Origin of the sequence: Kosakonia sp. YIM B13571 (assembly GCF_042788095.1) — a bacterium.
Lineage (GTDB): Bacteria > Pseudomonadota > Gammaproteobacteria > Enterobacterales > Enterobacteriaceae > Kosakonia > Kosakonia quasisacchari.
Genome location: NZ_JBHZPL010000004.1, coordinates 121,057 through 137,339, shown reverse-complemented (window position 1 = coordinate 137,339; position 16,283 = coordinate 121,057). Strand labels below are relative to the sequence as shown.

General features: G+C 55.9%; 17 protein-coding genes. 10 read left to right on the top strand and 7 right to left on the bottom strand.

Features of this window, described 5'->3' with window-relative positions; genetic code table 11:
- Position 1: 1 nt before the first annotated feature.
- Genes arnC through arnF form a run of 6 tightly spaced genes read left to right on the top strand, consistent with a single transcriptional unit; the run spans position 2 to position 6,256 of the window.
- Positions 2 to 985, top strand: a complete 984-nt coding sequence (gene arnC / locus ACFX4O_RS12210; protein ID WP_131413207.1) for an undecaprenyl-phosphate 4-deoxy-4-formamido-L-arabinose transferase — start codon at positions 2 to 4, stop codon at positions 983 to 985.
- Positions 982 to 2,961: a bifunctional UDP-4-amino-4-deoxy-L-arabinose formyltransferase/UDP-glucuronic acid oxidase ArnA gene (arnA, locus tag ACFX4O_RS12205; RefSeq protein ID WP_131413124.1), complete on the top strand. Its 1,980-nt coding sequence runs from the start codon at positions 982 to 984 to the stop codon at positions 2,959 to 2,961. Before arnC ends, arnA begins: the two co-directional genes overlap by 4 nt.
- Before the next feature lie 2 nt (positions 2,962 to 2,963).
- Positions 2,964 to 3,866, top strand: a complete 903-nt coding sequence (gene arnD / locus ACFX4O_RS12200) for a 4-deoxy-4-formamido-L-arabinose-phosphoundecaprenol deformylase (RefSeq protein ID WP_131413126.1) — start codon at positions 2,964 to 2,966, stop codon at positions 3,864 to 3,866.
- On the top strand, positions 3,863 to 5,521 hold the full coding sequence (gene arnT / locus ACFX4O_RS12195; RefSeq protein WP_380209700.1) for a lipid IV(A) 4-amino-4-deoxy-L-arabinosyltransferase: 1,659 nt from the start codon (positions 3,863 to 3,865) through the stop codon (positions 5,519 to 5,521). Before arnD ends, arnT begins: the two co-directional genes overlap by 4 nt.
- A gap of 13 nt (positions 5,522 to 5,534) precedes the next feature.
- A complete protein-coding gene (arnE, locus tag ACFX4O_RS12190; protein ID WP_380209702.1) occupies positions 5,535 to 5,873 on the top strand; it encodes a 4-amino-4-deoxy-L-arabinose-phosphoundecaprenol flippase subunit ArnE in 339 nt (112 codons plus the stop codon).
- Positions 5,870 to 6,256: a 4-amino-4-deoxy-L-arabinose-phosphoundecaprenol flippase subunit ArnF gene (gene arnF, locus ACFX4O_RS12185; protein WP_380209704.1), complete on the top strand. Its 387-nt coding sequence runs from the start codon at positions 5,870 to 5,872 to the stop codon at positions 6,254 to 6,256. The genes arnE and arnF overlap by 4 nt, the downstream gene beginning before the upstream one ends.
- Positions 6,257 to 6,259: 3 nt before the next feature.
- Here the strand turns inward: arnF and ACFX4O_RS12180 are convergent, their stop codons facing one another.
- Complete coding sequence (locus ACFX4O_RS12180) at positions 6,260 to 7,309, bottom strand: AI-2E family transporter (protein ID WP_131413167.1); 1,050 nt, start codon at positions 7,307 to 7,309, stop codon at positions 6,260 to 6,262.
- A 145-nt stretch (positions 7,310 to 7,454) separates the two neighbouring features.
- On the opposite strand from ACFX4O_RS12180, the gene ACFX4O_RS12175 reads away from it, so the two are divergent.
- Positions 7,455 to 8,651, top strand: coding sequence for an MFS transporter (locus tag ACFX4O_RS12175; RefSeq protein WP_380209706.1), 1,197 nt, complete (start codon positions 7,455 to 7,457; stop codon positions 8,649 to 8,651).
- A 45-nt stretch (positions 8,652 to 8,696) separates the two neighbouring features.
- Here the strand turns inward: ACFX4O_RS12175 and ACFX4O_RS12170 are convergent, their stop codons facing one another.
- Together ACFX4O_RS12170 and ACFX4O_RS12165 are read right to left on the bottom strand one after the other, a co-directional pair.
- On the bottom strand, positions 8,697 to 9,254 hold the full coding sequence (locus ACFX4O_RS12170; protein WP_131413171.1) for a DcrB family lipoprotein: 558 nt from the start codon (positions 9,252 to 9,254) through the stop codon (positions 8,697 to 8,699).
- Between the two features lie 72 nt (positions 9,255 to 9,326).
- The gene (locus ACFX4O_RS12165) at positions 9,327 to 9,992 is read right to left on the bottom strand and encodes a 7-cyano-7-deazaguanine/7-aminomethyl-7-deazaguanine transporter (protein WP_380209708.1); all 666 of its coding nucleotides are present in this window, start codon (positions 9,990 to 9,992) and stop codon (positions 9,327 to 9,329) included.
- A 187-nt stretch (positions 9,993 to 10,179) separates the two neighbouring features.
- On the opposite strand from ACFX4O_RS12165, the gene tusA reads away from it, so the two are divergent.
- Positions 10,180 to 10,425: a sulfurtransferase TusA gene (gene tusA / locus ACFX4O_RS12160; protein WP_131413175.1), complete on the top strand. Its 246-nt coding sequence runs from the start codon at positions 10,180 to 10,182 to the stop codon at positions 10,423 to 10,425.
- Here tusA and zntA read toward each other — a convergent pair.
- Positions 10,422 to 12,638: a Zn(II)/Cd(II)/Pb(II) translocating P-type ATPase ZntA gene (gene zntA / locus ACFX4O_RS12155; protein ID WP_380209710.1), complete on the bottom strand. Its 2,217-nt coding sequence runs from the start codon at positions 12,636 to 12,638 to the stop codon at positions 10,422 to 10,424. The genes tusA and zntA overlap by 4 nt on opposite strands.
- A gap of 75 nt (positions 12,639 to 12,713) precedes the next feature.
- Positions 12,714 to 13,340: a lysoplasmalogenase gene (locus tag ACFX4O_RS12150; protein WP_131413179.1), complete on the bottom strand. Its 627-nt coding sequence runs from the start codon at positions 13,338 to 13,340 to the stop codon at positions 12,714 to 12,716.
- Positions 13,341 to 13,469: 129 nt separating this feature from the next.
- Here ACFX4O_RS12150 and ACFX4O_RS12145 point away from each other — a divergent pair, with 129 nt between their 5' ends.
- Positions 13,470 to 13,835, top strand: a complete 366-nt coding sequence (locus ACFX4O_RS12145) for a DUF2500 domain-containing protein (RefSeq protein WP_131413181.1) — start codon at positions 13,470 to 13,472, stop codon at positions 13,833 to 13,835.
- Positions 13,836 to 13,859: 24 nt separating this feature from the next.
- On the opposite strand, the gene ACFX4O_RS12140 is transcribed toward ACFX4O_RS12145, so the two are convergent.
- Positions 13,860 to 14,129 (bottom strand): DUF1145 family protein, encoded by a 270-nt coding sequence (locus ACFX4O_RS12140; protein ID WP_131413211.1) that lies wholly within the window; start codon positions 14,127 to 14,129, stop codon positions 13,860 to 13,862.
- Positions 14,119 to 14,721, bottom strand: a complete 603-nt coding sequence (gene rsmD, locus ACFX4O_RS12135; protein ID WP_131413183.1) for a 16S rRNA (guanine(966)-N(2))-methyltransferase — start codon at positions 14,719 to 14,721, stop codon at positions 14,119 to 14,121. The genes ACFX4O_RS12140 and rsmD overlap by 11 nt, the downstream gene beginning before the upstream one ends.
- Before the next feature lie 189 nt (positions 14,722 to 14,910).
- On the opposite strand from rsmD, the gene ftsY reads away from it, so the two are divergent.
- Entirely contained in the window at positions 14,911 to 16,281 is a 1,371-nt protein-coding gene (gene ftsY / locus ACFX4O_RS12130; RefSeq protein ID WP_380209713.1) for a signal recognition particle-docking protein FtsY, read from the top strand.
- Positions 16,282 to 16,283 lie beyond the last annotated feature (2 nt).

Genomic DNA, 16,283 nt, shown 5'->3' with positions numbered 1-16,283 from the left:
TATGTTTAATTTACCGCCTGTAGAAAAAGTTTCCGTGGTGATCCCGGTGTATAACGAGCAAGAGAGTTTGCCGGAGTTGATTCGCCGTACCACGGAAAGCTGCGACGTGCTGGGCATTGATTACGAAATTTTGCTGGTGGATGACGGCAGTAGCGATAACTCCGCGCTGATGTTAAGTGAAGCGGCAGAACAACCCGGCAGCCATGTTGTCGCGGTGCTGTTGAACCGCAACTACGGCCAGCACTCGGCGATTATGGCCGGTTTCAGCCATGTCACCGGTGATTTGATCATCACGCTGGACGCCGATTTGCAAAACCCACCGGAGGAGATCCCGCGCCTGGTGGCGAAAGCCAATGAGGGTTATGACGTGGTGGGCACGGTGCGGCAAAACCGCCAGGACAGCCTGTTTCGTAAAATGGCCTCACGTACTATCAACCGCCTGATTCAGCGCACCACCGGTAAAGCGATGGGGGATTATGGCTGCATGTTGCGCGCCTATCGCCGCCATATTGTCGATGCCATGTTGCACTGCCATGAGCGCAGCACTTTTATCCCGATCCTCGCTAACACCTTTGCTCGCCGCGCGGTGGAGATCCCCGTGCAGCATGCGGAGCGCGAGTTTGGCGATTCCAAATACAGCTTTATGCGCCTGATTAACCTGATGTACGACCTGGTGACCTGCCTGACCACCACGCCGCTGCGCTTGCTCAGCGTGTTTGGCAGCGTGATTGCGCTGCTGGGCTTTTCGCTCGCCGTGCTGTTGGTGGTGCTGCGTCTGGCGTTTGGCCCGCAGTGGGCGGGGGAAGGGGTGTTTATGCTCTTCGCCATTCTCTTCACCTTTATCGGCGCTCAGTTTATCGGCATGGGGCTGCTTGGGGAGTATATCGGGCGCATCTATAACGATGTTCGCGCGCGTCCCCGTTACTTTATTCAACGTGTTGTTCGTCAGGAAAATGACGTTTCGCAAGAGGAAAAAAATCAATGAAAGCCGTTGTCTTTGCTTACCACGATATGGGATGTGTTGGTACACAGGCGTTACTGGATGCAGGTTTCGAGATTGCGGCGATTTTTACCCATCCCGACAGTGCCAATGAAAACCACTTTTTCGGCTCGGTGGCGCGTATTGCCGCTGAGCGCGGCATCCCGGTTTATGCGCCGGAAGATGTCAACCACCCACTGTGGGTCGATCGTATTCGCGATCTGAACGCGGATGTCATTTTCTCTTTCTATTACCGCAACTTACTGTGCGACAACATTCTTAATACCGCGCGTATCGGTGCCTTTAACCTGCACGGCTCGCTGCTGCCCGCCTATCGTGGGCGCGCACCGCTGAACTGGGTGCTGGTGAACGGCGAAAGCGAAACCGGCGTCACGCTGCACCGCATGGTTTCCCGCGCGGATGCGGGCGCGATTGTCGCGCAACAACGCGTCGCCATTGCTGAGAACGATGAAGCGCTGTCTCTGCATCGCAAATTAGCGGATGCGGCGAAGAGCATGCTGCAAGGCGTACTGCCAGCCATTAAAACACAATCCTTTAGCGAAACGGCGCAGGACGACAGCAAAGCCAGCTACTATGGTCGTCGCACGCCGGAAGATGGCCGTCTGGACTGGGAAAAACCTGCTCAAACGCTGCAAAATCTGGTGCGCGCGGTTTCTGACCCGTGGCCAGGCGCGTACAGTTTTGCCGGTACGCATAAATTTATCGTCTGGAAATCCCGCGTTCGTACCGATGTGGCTCCGGCTCGCGCGGGCACGGTGCTCTCTGTTTCGCCGCTGCTGGTGGCCTGCGGTGATGGCGCGCTGGAGATCCTCACCGGGCAGATGGAAAATGGTGTGTACATGCAGGGCGCACAACTGGCGCAGTCGCTCGGCTTGGTTGCCGGGGCATTGCTGACCAGCAAGCCGGTGGTGGCGGTAAAACGCCGTACGCGCGTGTTGATCCTCGGTGTGAACGGTTTTATCGGCAACCATTTAACTGAACGCCTGCTGCGTGACGATAACTACGAGATTTTCGGCCTTGATATTGGCTCTGATGCGATCAGCCGTTTCCTCGACAATCCGCGTTTCCATTTTGTTGAAGGCGATATCAGCATTCACTCCGAGTGGATCGAATACCACATTAAGAAATGTGACGTAGTGCTGCCGCTGGTGGCGATTGCCACGCCTATCGAATACACCCGTAACCCGCTGCGCGTGTTCGAGCTGGATTTCGAAGAGAACCTGAAAATCATCCGTGACTGCGTGAAGTACAACAAACGCATCATTTTCCCGTCGACGTCGGAAGTGTACGGCATGTGCACCGACAACAATTTCGACGAAGACAACTCGAATCTGGTCGTTGGACCTATCAACAAACAGCGCTGGATTTACTCGGTATCAAAACAGTTGCTCGACCGCGTGATCTGGGCATATGGCGATAAGCACGGCCTGAAGTTCACTCTGTTCCGTCCATTTAACTGGATGGGGCCGCGCCTGGATAACCTGAACGCTGCGCGTATCGGTAGCTCACGCGCCATCACCCAGTTGATCCTTAACCTGGTGGAAGGTTCGCCGATCAAGCTGATCGAAGGCGGCAAACAGAAACGCTGCTTTACCGATATCAGTGATGGTATTGAAGCGCTGTTCCGCATTATCGAAAACAAAGACGGGCGCTGCGACGGACAGATCATCAACATCGGTAACCCGGATAACGAAGCGAGCATTAAAGAGCTGGCAGAGATGCTGCTGGCCAGCTTTGAAAAACACCCGCTGCGCGACCGCTTCCCGCCGTTCGCCGGTTTCCGTGAAGTGGAAAGCAGCAGCTACTACGGCAAAGGCTACCAGGATGTGGAACACCGCAAACCGAGCATCCGTAACGCCAAGCGCTGCCTGCACTGGGAACCGACTGTGGATATGCGCCAGACCATTGACGAAACGCTGGATTTCTTCCTGCGTACCGTTGAACTGACGGATGAGAAATAAGCATGAAATACGTCGGCTTACGTATTGATGTCGATACCTTTCGCGGCACGCGTGATGGGGTTCCGCGTCTGCTGGAGCTACTGAAAAAGCACAACATTCAGGCGAGCTTTTTCTTTAGCGTCGGGCCGGACAACATGGGGCGCCACATCTGGCGTCTGCTTAAGCCGAAATTTCTGTGGAAGATGCTGCGCTCGCGCGCGGCATCGCTCTACGGCTGGGATATTTTACTGGCGGGCACTGCGTGGCCCGGCAGGCTTATCGGCGAAGGCAACGCGGAGGTCATCCGCAAAACCGCGCAGGCGCATGAAGTTGGGCTGCATGCCTGGGATCACCACGGCTGGCAACGCTGGAGCGGCGTGTGGGATCAGGCGCATCTCGAAGCGGAAATTGAGCGCGGATTGCTGGCACTGGAACTGATTATTGGCCGGTCTGTGAGCTGTTCCGCCGTGGCGGGTTGGCGCGCCGATCAGCGAGTGGTGAAAGCCAAATCGAATTTTAATTTCCGCTATAACAGCGACTGCCGCGGTACTCAGCCGTTTCGCCCGCTCATCGCCGAGAACACCTATGCGGCGCCGCAAATCCCGGTAACGCTGCCCACCTGGGATGAAGCCGTTGGCATTTCGGTGGCGGCGGAACACTACAACCGTTTCATCCTCGACGCGATGCAGCGGGATAACGGCACGCCGGTTTATACCATCCACGCAGAGGTGGAAGGCATTATCGGCGCGGAAGGTTTCGATGAACTGCTGAGCATGGCGGCGCGCGAAGGTATCGCTTTTTGCCCGTTAAGCCAGTTATTACCGGAATCGTTAGAGACGCTACCGGCAGGCAAAGTGGTACGCGGAGAAGTGGCTGGCCGGGAAGGCTGGCTGGGTTGCCAACAACTGTTGAGTCCTGGGTTATGAAATCCATTCACTATGGTCTGGCGCTGGTTGCGCTGTTCGCCCTCTACTATGTTGTTCCACTGGAATATCGTCTGCTCTGGCAGCCGGATGAAACCCGCTATGCGGAGATCAGCCGCGAAATGCTCACCAGCGGCGACTGGATTGTGCCGCATTTCCTTGGCCTGCGTTATTTTGAAAAACCAATAGCCGGTTATTGGATCAATAGTATTGCGCAGTGGCTGTTTGGTCATAATAACGTCTCAGTGCGCCTGGGCTCTGTTTTCTCCATCACCGTGTCGGCGCTGCTTGTGGGCGCACTGGCGTGGAAAATGTGGCGCGACAAACGTACTGCCGTGCTCTCGGCGGTGATCTTCCTGACGGCGTTTCTGGTGTATGGCATTAGCACTTATGCTGTGCTGGACCCGATGATCACGCTGTGGATGACGCTGGCGATGCTCAGCTTCTGGCTGGCTGCGCAGGCGACGACGCTGCGGGGTAAGTTTGGCGGCTATGTCCTGCTTGGCGTGGCGTGCGGCATGGGCGTGATGACCAAAGGTTTTCTCGCGCTGGCGGTGCCGGTGATTGGCGTACTGCCGTGGGTGATTGTTCACAAACGCTGGAAAGAGGTGCTGCTCTGGGGCTGGCTGGCCGTTATCTGCTGCGTACTGACGGTGCTGCCGTGGGGACTGGCGATTGCGTCGCGCGAACCCGATTTCTGGCGCTACTTCTTCTGGGTTGAACATATCCAACGTTTTGCGCAGCAGGACGCACAACACAAAGCGCCGTTCTGGTATTACATACCGTTCCTGATTTTAGGTTCTTTGCCGTGGCTGGCGCTACTGCCCGGTGCGCTGAAAACGGGCTGGCTGGCGCGTAAAGAGGGCATGCGTGAAGCGTTTTATCTGCTGGGTTGGGTCGTAATGCCGTTGCTGTTTTTCAGCATCGCCAAAGGGAAATTGCCGACTTACATTCTGCCCTGTTTCGCGCCGCTGGCGATGTTGATGGCGCGTTATGCCATGCAAATGGCTCAAACCAATGGGCGCGCACTGCGCGTCAATGCGTGGATCAATATCGGTTTTGGTCTGGTTGGCGTGATTGCCGCGCTGGTGGTGTCGCCTTTGGGTTTTCTGAAACATCCGGTATGGACGCAGATTGAGATCTACAAAGCAGCGCTGGCGGCGTTTGCTTTCCTGGCGTGGGCGCTGGTTGGGATGTTTACCTTGCGTGCCAGTGCCGAACGTTGGTCATACGCCGCGCTGTGTCCGTTGGCGATTGCGCTGTTGGTGGGGATCGTTATCCCGGACAAGGTGATGGATTCCAAGCAGCCGCAATTTTTGATCAACTTTGTTAACGAGCCGCTGACGCCGAGCCGCTACGTGCTGGCCGATAACGTTGGTGTTGCCGCAGGCCTGGCCTGGGAGCTGAAACGCTCAGATATCATGCTGTTCGGCACGCGCGGTGAGTTAACTTACGGTATGTCGTATCCTGACGGCGAAGGGCGGTTTGTGCGCGAAGACGATTTCACCGACTGGCTGTCACAACATCGTCAGGAAGGGGTTATTTCACTGGTGCTGCACCAGTCGAAAAAGGATGACTTTACTCGCATGCCGATACCGAAACCGGACAACGTTTATGTACAAGGGCGTATGGTCTTTATCCAGTATTTTCCACAATGATGAGTAAGCCGCGATGACAAGCTGGCTCTGGCTCGCGCTGGCAAGCCTGCTCAGTTGCGCAGGCCAGTTGTGCCAGAAGCAGGCGACGCGTCCGGTGCCGATGGCCCAGCGGAGTAAGCATCTCGGCCTGTGGCTGGGGCTCGCGCTGATGGCACTCGGCGCGGGCATGGCGCTGTGGCTGCTGGTATTGCAGCGCATTCCTGTTGGCGTGGCATACCCGATGTTGAGCCTTAATTTTGTCTGGGTGACGCTGGCGGCACGTTTTCTCTGGCGTGAGCCAGTGAGCCTTCGCCATGCGTTCGGTGTGGCGCTGATTATCATTGGCATTGTGTTGCTGGGGAGCTCGCTATGAAGGGGCTGCACTGGGCATTACTCAGTGTGTTGCTGGTAAGCGGCGCACAACTGATGTTGCGCTATGCGATGGTGTCGCTGCCACCGGTGACATTCTCGTGGTCTTTTGTCTCGGTGCTGTTGCAACCGCAAAAAGGCACGCTAGCGCTGATGTTTGGTCTGTTTGGGTATCTGGCATCAATGGGCTGCTGGTATTTTGCCCTGCACCATTTGCCGCTGAGTAAGGCATATGCCTTGCTGAGCCTGAGCTACATCCTGGTGTGGGCGGCGGCCATCTGGCTTCCCGGATGGCACGAACCGTTTTCCCTACGCGGCGCTTTGGGTGTGCTGGTCATTGTGGCGGGCGTGCTGGTGATCTTTTTGCCCGACCGCCCCAACGAGTAATTACTATCCCGGCAGGCGGCTTTTCGGTCTGCCTGGCCCCAGTAAAATCGCCAGCTTGCTGCCGCCGGTGGTGGTTTCCATCCAGATTTTACACACGCTGGTTAGCGGTACTGACAGCAGCATTCCCACCGGGCCAAGCAGCCATCCCCAAATCAATAAGGATAAAAACACCACCAGCGTCGACATCCCCAGTCGGTGGCCCATCATGCGGGGTTCCAGGATATTGCCAAGCAACATATGCACCACAAGAAACAGGCCGCCCACCAGCAAACATTCGTAAGTGCCGTTAAACAGCAGCGCCTGGATCATTGGCGGAATGGCGGAAATCACCGAGCCGATATTGGGCACGTAATTCAGCAGGAACGCCAGTACGCCCCACATTAGCGCAAACTGTACATCCAGAAACACCAGACCGACCCAGACAATCAGGCCTGTCCACACGCTCAGCAAAGTCTTCAACGCCAGATAGTGGGAAACGCCTTTCAGCGCGCGGTGCAGCCCGGCGATATGAATTTGCGGGTTATGCAGCGCAAAGCGCAGCTTATAAGGCACATGGCGCACTTCAAAGAGCATAAACACCACGGTCATCACCAGCAGAACAATGCTGGCCATTGCGTTCGAGAGCTGAGTCGCCATGGTGGTGGCAAAGCCCATTAGCCGCTCGGAGTCCATCCGTTGCAGCATACGTTCTGGCGACATGTGCAAACGAAGAAACGGCATCGCATCCTGTAACTGCATAAATTTCTTGGTGAATTCACGGTTGTACTTCGGTAGCAGCGTCATGAAGTCGTTGACTGACGCGGCAAGCACGCCGAGTAACGCGGTGAGAAAAACCAGCATCACCAGCACCACAATACCGATCGCCACTGGGCGCGAAATACCGCGCCGGATAAACCAGGTGACCAGCGGATTGAGAACAATCGCGAAAAACAACGCCAGAAGAAGCTGCACAATAATGTCGGCCGCAGCATGAATGCCGGCCAGAATAATCACCAGCGAAGCCAGCTTTAACAGAATATGTAAACCCGCCCGATCGGGTTGAGGATGTGTCATGGTAAATTCCTTTTGTTATCGGCCCGTTAAGTGTAGTGCCCCGCCGCACCTTCGCCCGCCAGAGATATTCTTAAAGTGAATGCTGCTTTCTGTTTCATCACGTGGTAATAGTGAAACACTGTTGTGAAAACCTGAGTAAAACTCGATGCCTGAAAACGCCGCCCAACCGGCGCTAAGCGGATTGCGCCTCAATCTGCGGATTTTGTCCGTCGTTATGTTTAACTTCGCCAGTTATCTCGCCATTGGTCTGCCACTGGCGGTGCTTCCCGGCTATGTCCATGACGTGATGGGTTATAGCGCGTTTTGGGCAGGACTGGTGATTAGCCTGCAATACTTCGCAACGCTGCTGAGCCGTCCACATGCCGGGCGCTATGCCGATCTGCTGGGGCCGAAAAAAGTGGTGATCTTTGGTTTGTGCGGCGCGTTTCTCAGCGGCCTGAGTTATCTGCTGGCGGGCGTAGGCGGTACGGCGAGCGTGCCAGGTTTACTTCTGCTGTGTCTGGGGCGCGTGATTCTCGGTATCGGTCAGAGTTTCGCTGGAACCGGTGCGTCGCTCTGGGGTGTGGGTGTGGTGGGGTCGATACATATCGGCCGGGTGATTTCCTGGAACGGCATTGCCACCTATGGCGCGATGGCAATCGGCGCACCGCTCGGTGTGGTCTGTTATCAGTACGGCGGACTGCAGGGGCTCTCGCTGACAATTATGGGCGTGGCGCTGTTGGCAATACTACTGGCGTTGCCACGGGCGGCGGTGAAAGGCAGTAAAGGCAAGCCGCTGCCATTTCGTGCCGTGCTGGGGCGCGTCTGGCTGTACGGGATGGCGCTGGCGCTGGGTACTGCTGGTTTTGGCGTCATTGCCACGTTTATTACCCTCTATTACGATGCCAAAGGCTGGGAAGATGCGGCGTTTGCTCTCACCCTTTTTAGCTGTGCCTTTGTTGGCGCGCGTCTGCTGTTCCCGAATGGAATTAATCGCTTCGGCGGTATAAATGTGGCGATGCTCTGTTTTGTGGTCGAAACCCTTGGGCTGGTGCTGGTTGGTCTGGCCGTGGAGCCGTGGATGGCGAAGCTCGGCGTATTCCTTGCCGGGGCCGGTTTCTCGCTGGTATTCCCGGCGTTGGGTGTGGTCGCAGTCAAAGCGGTGCCGCAGCAAAACCAGGGTTCTGCGCTGGCAACGTACACGGTGTTTATGGATTTATCGCTGGGGATAACCGGGCCGCTGGCGGGGTTGCTGATGGCATGGGCGGGTGTCTCGGCTATCTATTTCGCCGCGGCAGGACTGGTGCTAACAGCCTTACTGCTGGCCTGGCGGCTGAAGTACAAGCCGATGGTGAGCGAATAGTAAAAAGGGAACCTTCAGGTTCCCTTTTTCATGTTCTGCGCGGCCTTATTTCACCACGATAGTGTTGATAATGTTTTCCGCCGTGGTCTGCGCCTGCTGCTGGTTATCCGCTGGCAACGTCACCTGGATGGTCAGCAGTTTGTCATCAACTTTACCCAGCACCACAGAAGACCAGGCAGTCTGGCCTTTGGCAGAGATAATACTGTCGAGCTGTTGCAGAGTCTGGCCTTTCAATTCGATGGATTTGTTAGTGACCACCTGCAACTGCGGGTCGCGGCTGCGTTGTTGCTCTTCCAGACGTTTTGCCAGCGCGCTTAACTCTTCTGTCGTGTTGTCGCCGACAATCACAATCACCGCTTTCTGACCGGTGGCATCGGAATATACGTGCATATTATTGGACTGTGTGCCCAGTTTGCCGCTCTGATCGGTCATATCTGCAGGCAGCGAGAAGCTGAGTTTACCGTCGAGCAGGGTTACCGGTTGACCGCTGGCGTTGCTTTCGGCGGCAGCGCCCTGAACGGGCTTTTTGCTGTCGCTGTTATCACAGGCAGCCAGCCCAACAACCAGCAGGCCGATACCGACATATTTCACCAGATTGCGCATTGACTTCTTCCTTTCAATAAACAGCCATAACGGCTCATCGGCGCATCTTATCACATCTGATAAGCCGTACCTTTAACTCGCCTGTAACGCGCTAATTTCAGATTTGTCTGCCAGTCTTTTCAGCAACATATTCAACAACACACCGTACATCGGCAGGAAGAAAGCGATGCTGATAAGCACTTTGAAGCTGTAATCCACCAGCGCGATTTCCGTCCAGTGCTGCGCCATAAAGGCATCCGGGCTGCGCCAGAAAGCGATAAAGAAAAACGCAGCGGTGTCGCTGGCGTTACCAAACACGGTGGATGCGGCGGGCGCGAGCCACCAGCGGCGATTCTGGCGCAGGCGGTTAAAGACATGCACATCGAGAATTTGCCCCAGTGCGTAAGCCATAAAGCTTGCGGTGGCGATACGGGCGACAAACAAATTGAAGTGCATCAGCGCGCCGAAACCTTGCCAACTGCCCATGTAGAACAGCGAGGAGATGACGTAAGAGGCTAATAGTGCTGGCACCATCACCGCGAAGATAATTCGCCGGGCCAATGGCGCGCCGAAAATACGCACGGTTAAATCCGTTGCCAGGAAGATAAACGGGAAACTAAATGCGCCCCAGGTGGTATGGAAACCAAAGATGGAAACCGGCAACTGCACCAGGTAGTTACTGGAGATGATCACCAGCAGATGAAAAAGCGAAAGCCAGAACAGCGCCTTCATGCGCTGCGCGTTTGAAAAATGCGTCATATTGTGACCTTTTTGGTAAATGGGGTGAGGGAACCCAGTACTTTTTATGCTCTGACAAGCAGAGCCGCCGCATAATACTGCAATCGGAGTGGGATGCAATGGTTAATTTTAGCGCAATCGTTAACCTCGCTTGCGTCACAAAAAAGGCGGCGTAAACTAATGCGGTTTTTTCCCTTGCGAGATGAAGATGACCGATCCGTTTTCCACCGCCGACCATACGCTGGATGCTCAGGGCTTACGCTGCCCGGAGCCGGTAATGATGGTGCGCAAAACTGTGCGCAATATGCAGATTGGCGAAACGTTGCTGATTATCGCCGATGATCCGGCAACTACCCGCGATATTCCCGGCTTTTGCCGTTTTATGGAACATGAGCTGGTCGCCGGGCAAACCGAATCACTGCCGTACCGTTATCTGGTGCGTAAGAACCATTAATCTTTGGTGCGCAACAGGCGCAGCGCGTTGGCTGTTACCAGCACCGTTGCGCCCGTATCTGCCAGCACCGCCAGCCACAGACCGGTAATTCCCAGCAGCGTTGTCACCAGAAAAATCGCTTTCAAGCCGAGCGCCATGGCGATGTTCTGGCGAATATTGCTGTGCGTGGCGCGCGCCAGGTGAATCATCTGCCCAAGGCCGACCAGCCGGTTATGCGTGAGCGCGGCGTCGGCGGTTTCCAGCGCCACATCTGTCCCGCTACCCATTGCGATACCGATAGTTGCGGCTTTCATCGCGGGTGCATCGTTAATGCCGTCACCGACCATCGCCAGCGGCGCTTGCTGGTTGAGCGCGCGTACCGCATCGACTTTATCTTCCGGCAGCAACCCGGCGCGAAAATGCAGCCCCAGTTCACCCGCAATCGCCGCTGCGGCGCGTGGGTTGTCGCCGGTGAGGATCACGCCTTGTACGCCGAGTGCATGCAGGGCGGCAACGGCTTCTTTGGCGTCGTCGCGCAGCGTATCTTGCAAGCCGATGGAACCGATAACCTTGCCGTCGCGCTGTACCACCACCACGGTTTGCCCACGGCTTTCCTGCTGCGCGATCTGTGCCAACACGGTGTCGTGAAGTGCACCTTGCGGCAGTTTGTCCGGCGCGCTGATAAGCACCCGCTGCCCGGCGATATTCGCCTCAATACCTTTACCCGCCAGCGCGCGCTGCTCTGTTGCTTCAGGAATCATCAGCTTACGTCGCTGTGCTTCCTGCACAATGGCCAGCGCCAGCGGGTGGGTAGAGCCCTGTTCAATAGCGGCGCTGAGCGCCAGCAATTCCGCTTCTTCTGTACCGGCTAATGGCGTGATCGCGGCGACTTGCGGTTTGCCGACGGTCAGCGTGCCGGTTTTATCAAACGCCACCTGACGAATGCCGCCGAGCTGCTCTAGCGCTGCGCCACCTTTAATCAACGCGCCGCGACGTGCCGCTGCCGCAAGGCCAGAGGTGATCGCCGCTGGCGTGGAGATAACCAGCGCGCACGGACAGCCAATCAGCAACAACGCCAGCCCTTTGTAGATCCACTCCAGCCACGGTTGCGCAAACAAAAGCGGTGGAACGATGGCGACCAGCAGCGCCACGGCCATAATGGCCGGGGTGTAGATACGGCTGAAACGGTCAATAAAACGCTCAATCGGCGCGCGGCGCTCTTCTGCTTCTTCAATCAGTTTCAGAATGCGGTCAATCGCGCTTTCACCCGGTTTAGAAACCACTTCAAGCTGCACCAGACGGTCAACGCTGGTGGCACCTGCGGGCACGCTTTCACCTTGTGTGCGCTCAACCGGCACGGATTCGCCCGTTAAGGCGCTTTCATCAAAGCTGGCAAATGCCGAGACCAGCCGACCATCCGCAGGCAAACGTCCGCCCGCCGGAACTTCAATAACATCACCCGGTTGTAGCTCGCTTGCCGCGACACGCTGGCGCTCGCCGTTGCTCAGGCGAGTTGCTGTATCCGGTTTTAACGCCATTAACGCGCTGACACCGCGCCGCGCACGGCTGGCGGCCCAGCCTTCAAGCCGCTCGCCAATTAAAAACAGCAGCAGCACCATCGCTGCTTCTGCCGTCGCGCCAATAAACAGCGCGCCGATGGCTGCCACGCTCATTAAGGTTTCGATGGCGAACCAACTGCCGCTTTTCATTAAGCGCAGCGCCTGGCGGGCAATCGGCCACAGCCCGACCAGCGTAGTAGCGATAAATGCCGTCTGGCCGAACGGGTGGTTAATCTGTTCCAGTCCCCAACTGAGCGCCATCATCGTGATTAAGATGAGAAGCGGCAGGTTTTCGCGCAGCCGTGAGGTTTCTGGCGCAGGTGCACTTTCAGTGCGCAGTTGATACCCGGCCTGTTGCACGGCGTGTTCTACGCGCTCACGCACATCTTTTTGCGCAATGACGATAAGTTTTTCGGTAGCAAAGGTGACCTGAACCTGGCCGACGTCTTCAACCTGGCGCACAGCATTTTCCACTTTGCGGGCGCAGGCGGCGCAATCCATGCCGGAGACGTGCCAGCTATAGCGTTCGCCCTCGGCAGCAATTTCAGGTATTTCGCGCTCTTCGCAGTGGCCGTCGGCGCAGCAGGACGCGGTTTTTTCTTCTATCGGGTGCAGTTTAACCGCCGCGAATTGCGGCGCTTTTTTCAACTGAGGCGATGTGTTGGGGGTTGGCATAGCATCCTCCGGTGAATGATAATTTTCTCATTAACCGGAGTATGCACTCTGGAGTCGACTCCAGAGTCAAGCCTTTTAAATATACAACGAACGGACAATCAAAAAGTGACCGGCGAAGTAGCAGGCGGAGGCGATGGCGTTATCGGCGCTAAAGCGTTTGCGGTAGTGGCTACCTAACCAGACCACGTTGCCAATCAGCAGCAGCGATGCGCCAACGAAAGCCGACAATGCCGGGCTGGTCGGGCGGAAAAACCACAGCTCGCCTGCCAGCCATACCATTACCAGCGTCATGGCGATAAAGGTACAGACCGCCATACGCAACTCTTCGAGGCGCGACCAGATCACGGCCACCAACAGCGCACCGATAATCAACAGCGCCACCGGCAGCGGCCAGAAGAACGAGAGCGTCATCTGGCTGGCGAAATAGATGGTATAGAGCAGATGCGCGAGGAAAAACGCTCCGATGGCGTAGAGCAGTTTTTGCCTCGGTAGCAGGGTGAGCGCATCACCAACCAGCGAGGCGCACAGACCCGCCAGTACCAGGTAACTAATGGCATCGAACATCGGCGCTTGCCAGGCCAGTAACAGCAGGAGTAAGAGCGTAACGGGTTTGAAAACCCAGCGCTGCCAGACCGGGCCACGATACGAAGCATCGACATATAACCAGGCGGAAAGGCAGACAGCAATAAATGACCACAGCATAATTAAGTCCCTGTATCTGTTATTGTTGCGTAAATCTCTCTTACTCAGTGTAGTGGCGGGAAAAGGAGGATGACAACGCTATTTCCGCCGCGATAAGCTCAATTCCGCTTTTTCCGACAGGTATTCGCCATGAGTAAACCCCCGCTTTTTTTCATTATCGTCGTTGGATTGATTGTGGTTTTTGCCGCTTTCCGCTTTGTACAGCAGCGGCGCGAAAACGCCGAAAACGATAGTGCGCCGCAACAGCAAAAAAGTGTGGTGGTGAGCAACAAGCGGGAAAAACCGCTTAATCCGCGTCGTTCTCGCCAGCAACAGGTTACGCCAGCGGGAACCGCCATGCGTTATGACGTGAGTTTTAAACCGCAAACCGGCGGGCTGGAGATGCGTTTTCGCCTCGAGGCGCAGCAATATAATGCACTGTCGGTGGGGGACAGAGGCGTGCTGCGTTACCAGGGATCGCGCTTTGTGGATTTTACGCCGGAAGCGGCCCGGTAAGCATGACGCCTCCGGGCGGTGGGGCTATTTCTTCGCTTTTAATTTCTTCTGCCAGATAAGCAGCTCAAATACGCCGAAGAGAAAAACACGGATCTGCTCCGCTTTGCTCATTTGCGGGCCGTCTTTCGGTAGCGCCGTTTTCAGCATGGTGGCTTGCAGCGCATGCATAAACACAGTGAAAACAAGCGCCACGTTGACGAAAATATTCAGCGGACGCGGAAAAGGCTTAATCAGGTTCAGAATCAGAAACGCCCAGATGCAGAGCATCAACAGACGTCCGAGGTTAATCAACAGCGGCATGCTTCTCTCCTTGTGCTTCGCGGTGATACAAACGATATGCTACCTGCCCGGCGACTTTTTCCCGGTGCAGTTGCCAGTGTGCGGGTACGGGCGGTAATCCATTTTCAACTTCGCTTTCGATATAGATCAGCGCTTCATCTGCGAGCCAGCCGTTGGTTTCGAGCAGGCGCACAGTCTCTTCCAGCATCCCTTTACGAAACGGGGGGTCAATGAAAGCAATATTGTGCGGCGAGCCGGGACTGGCTAAAAATGTCAGCGTATTGGTGTTGACCACTTTCGCGTTGGTGGCTTTCAGCGTTGCCAGATTTTGCTGTAACTGCTGCGCGACGCTGCGCTCCATTTCCAGCAAGGTTGCGCTGGCGGCGTAGCGAGAAAGCGCTTCGAGCCCCAGCGCACCGCTGCCGGCGAAGCAATCGAGACAGTGGGCGTCTACCATTGACGGTGCCAGCCAGTTGAATAAGGTTTCACGCACGCGATCGGTGGTCGGGCGCAGGCCGGGGCTGTCCGGAACCGGTAATTTACGGCCCCGCCACTGGCCGCCAATAATGCGGATCTGGCCGGTGGCGTTACGGGTAGGTTTCTTCATGGTTATCGCTTTGCTCATCATTTCGGCCTGCTATTCTAGCGGTCTGACGAATGACGTTAAACCCTAATCCTCAGGCCGTGATGCGAGTTGAGGAAAGTGATAGACTATCCGACTAATTAACAAATGTTTTCAGTCCCGGCTGTGCAGACGGACTGCGCTATGAAACAACAGCGAGGAGTGTAGTCGCCAATGGCAAATGAGAAGAAACGTGGCTTTTTTTCCTGGCTTGGCCTTGGGCAGAAAGAGAAGGCTGAAGAGGCGCAAACCGAACAGCAGCCAGTAACTGAGCAGCCGGTTGAAGAAACCCCGGTTATCGAGCCTGCCGCCGCCAGCGAAAAATTTGCCGAAGAGGTGGTTGAGGTCAGCGAGCAACGGGTACATGAAGAGGCCGTTGCGGACACTACCGTGGAAGAAAGCCCGGCGGTTGTTGAACATGAAGAACTGCCGCTGCCGGAAGAGGTGGCTGAGCAGGAGATCGGCGCTGAAGAGTGGCAGGTGGAAGCCGAGCCGCTGGAAGAAGACGATGTTCCGCTAAGCGACGAGGAACTGGACGCGCAAGCGTTGGCCGCCGAAGCGGCGGAAGAAGCGGTGGTTGTCGTGCCGGTTGAAGAATCCGTGCAGGAGCAGGAAAAACCGACCAAAGAAGGTTTCTTCGCGCGCCTGAAACGCAGCTTGCTTAAAACCAAAGAAAACCTCGGTTCCGGATTTATCAGTCTGTTCCGTGGGAAAAAGATCGACGATGATCTGTTCGAAGAGCTGGAAGAGCAGTTGTTGATTGCGGATGTCGGCGTGGAAACCACGCGCAAAATTATCACCAACCTGACGGAAGGCGCGAGCCGCAAGCAGTTGCGCGATGCAGAAGCACTTTATGGTTTGCTGAAAGATGAGATGGGCGAGATCCTCGCTAAAGTGGATGAGCCGCTCAACATCGAGAGCAAAACTCCGTTTGTGATTTTGATGGTTGGCGTTAACGGTGTAGGCAAAACTACCACCATCGGTAAGCTGGCGCGCCAGTTTGAGCAGCAGGGTAAATCGATGATGTTGGCGGCGGGGGATACTTTCCGTGCCGCCGCAGTTGAGCAACTTCAAGTTTGGGGACAGCGTAACAATATCCCGGTGATTGCCCAGCATACCGGCGCGGATTCCGCTTCGGTGATTTTCGATGCTATTCAGGCGGCGAAAGCGCGCAACGTAGATGTGTTGATTGCTGATACCGCAGGTCGTTTGCAGAACAAAGCGCACCTGATGGAAGAGTTGAAGAAAATTGTTCGCGTGATGAAGAAGCTGGACGAAGACGCGCCGCATGAAGTGATGCTGACGATTGATGCCAGCACCGGGCAAAATGCCATAAGCCAGGCCAAACTGTTCCACGAAGCCGTTGGCTTAACGGGTATTACGCTGACCAAGCTTGATGGCACCGCCAAGGGCGGGGTTATTTTCTCGGTGGCGGATCAATTCGGCATTCCTATCCGCTACATCGGCGTCGGCGAACGTATTGAGGATTTACGTCCGTTTAATGCGGGCGATTTTATAGAGGCACTTTTTGCCCGAGAGGATTAACA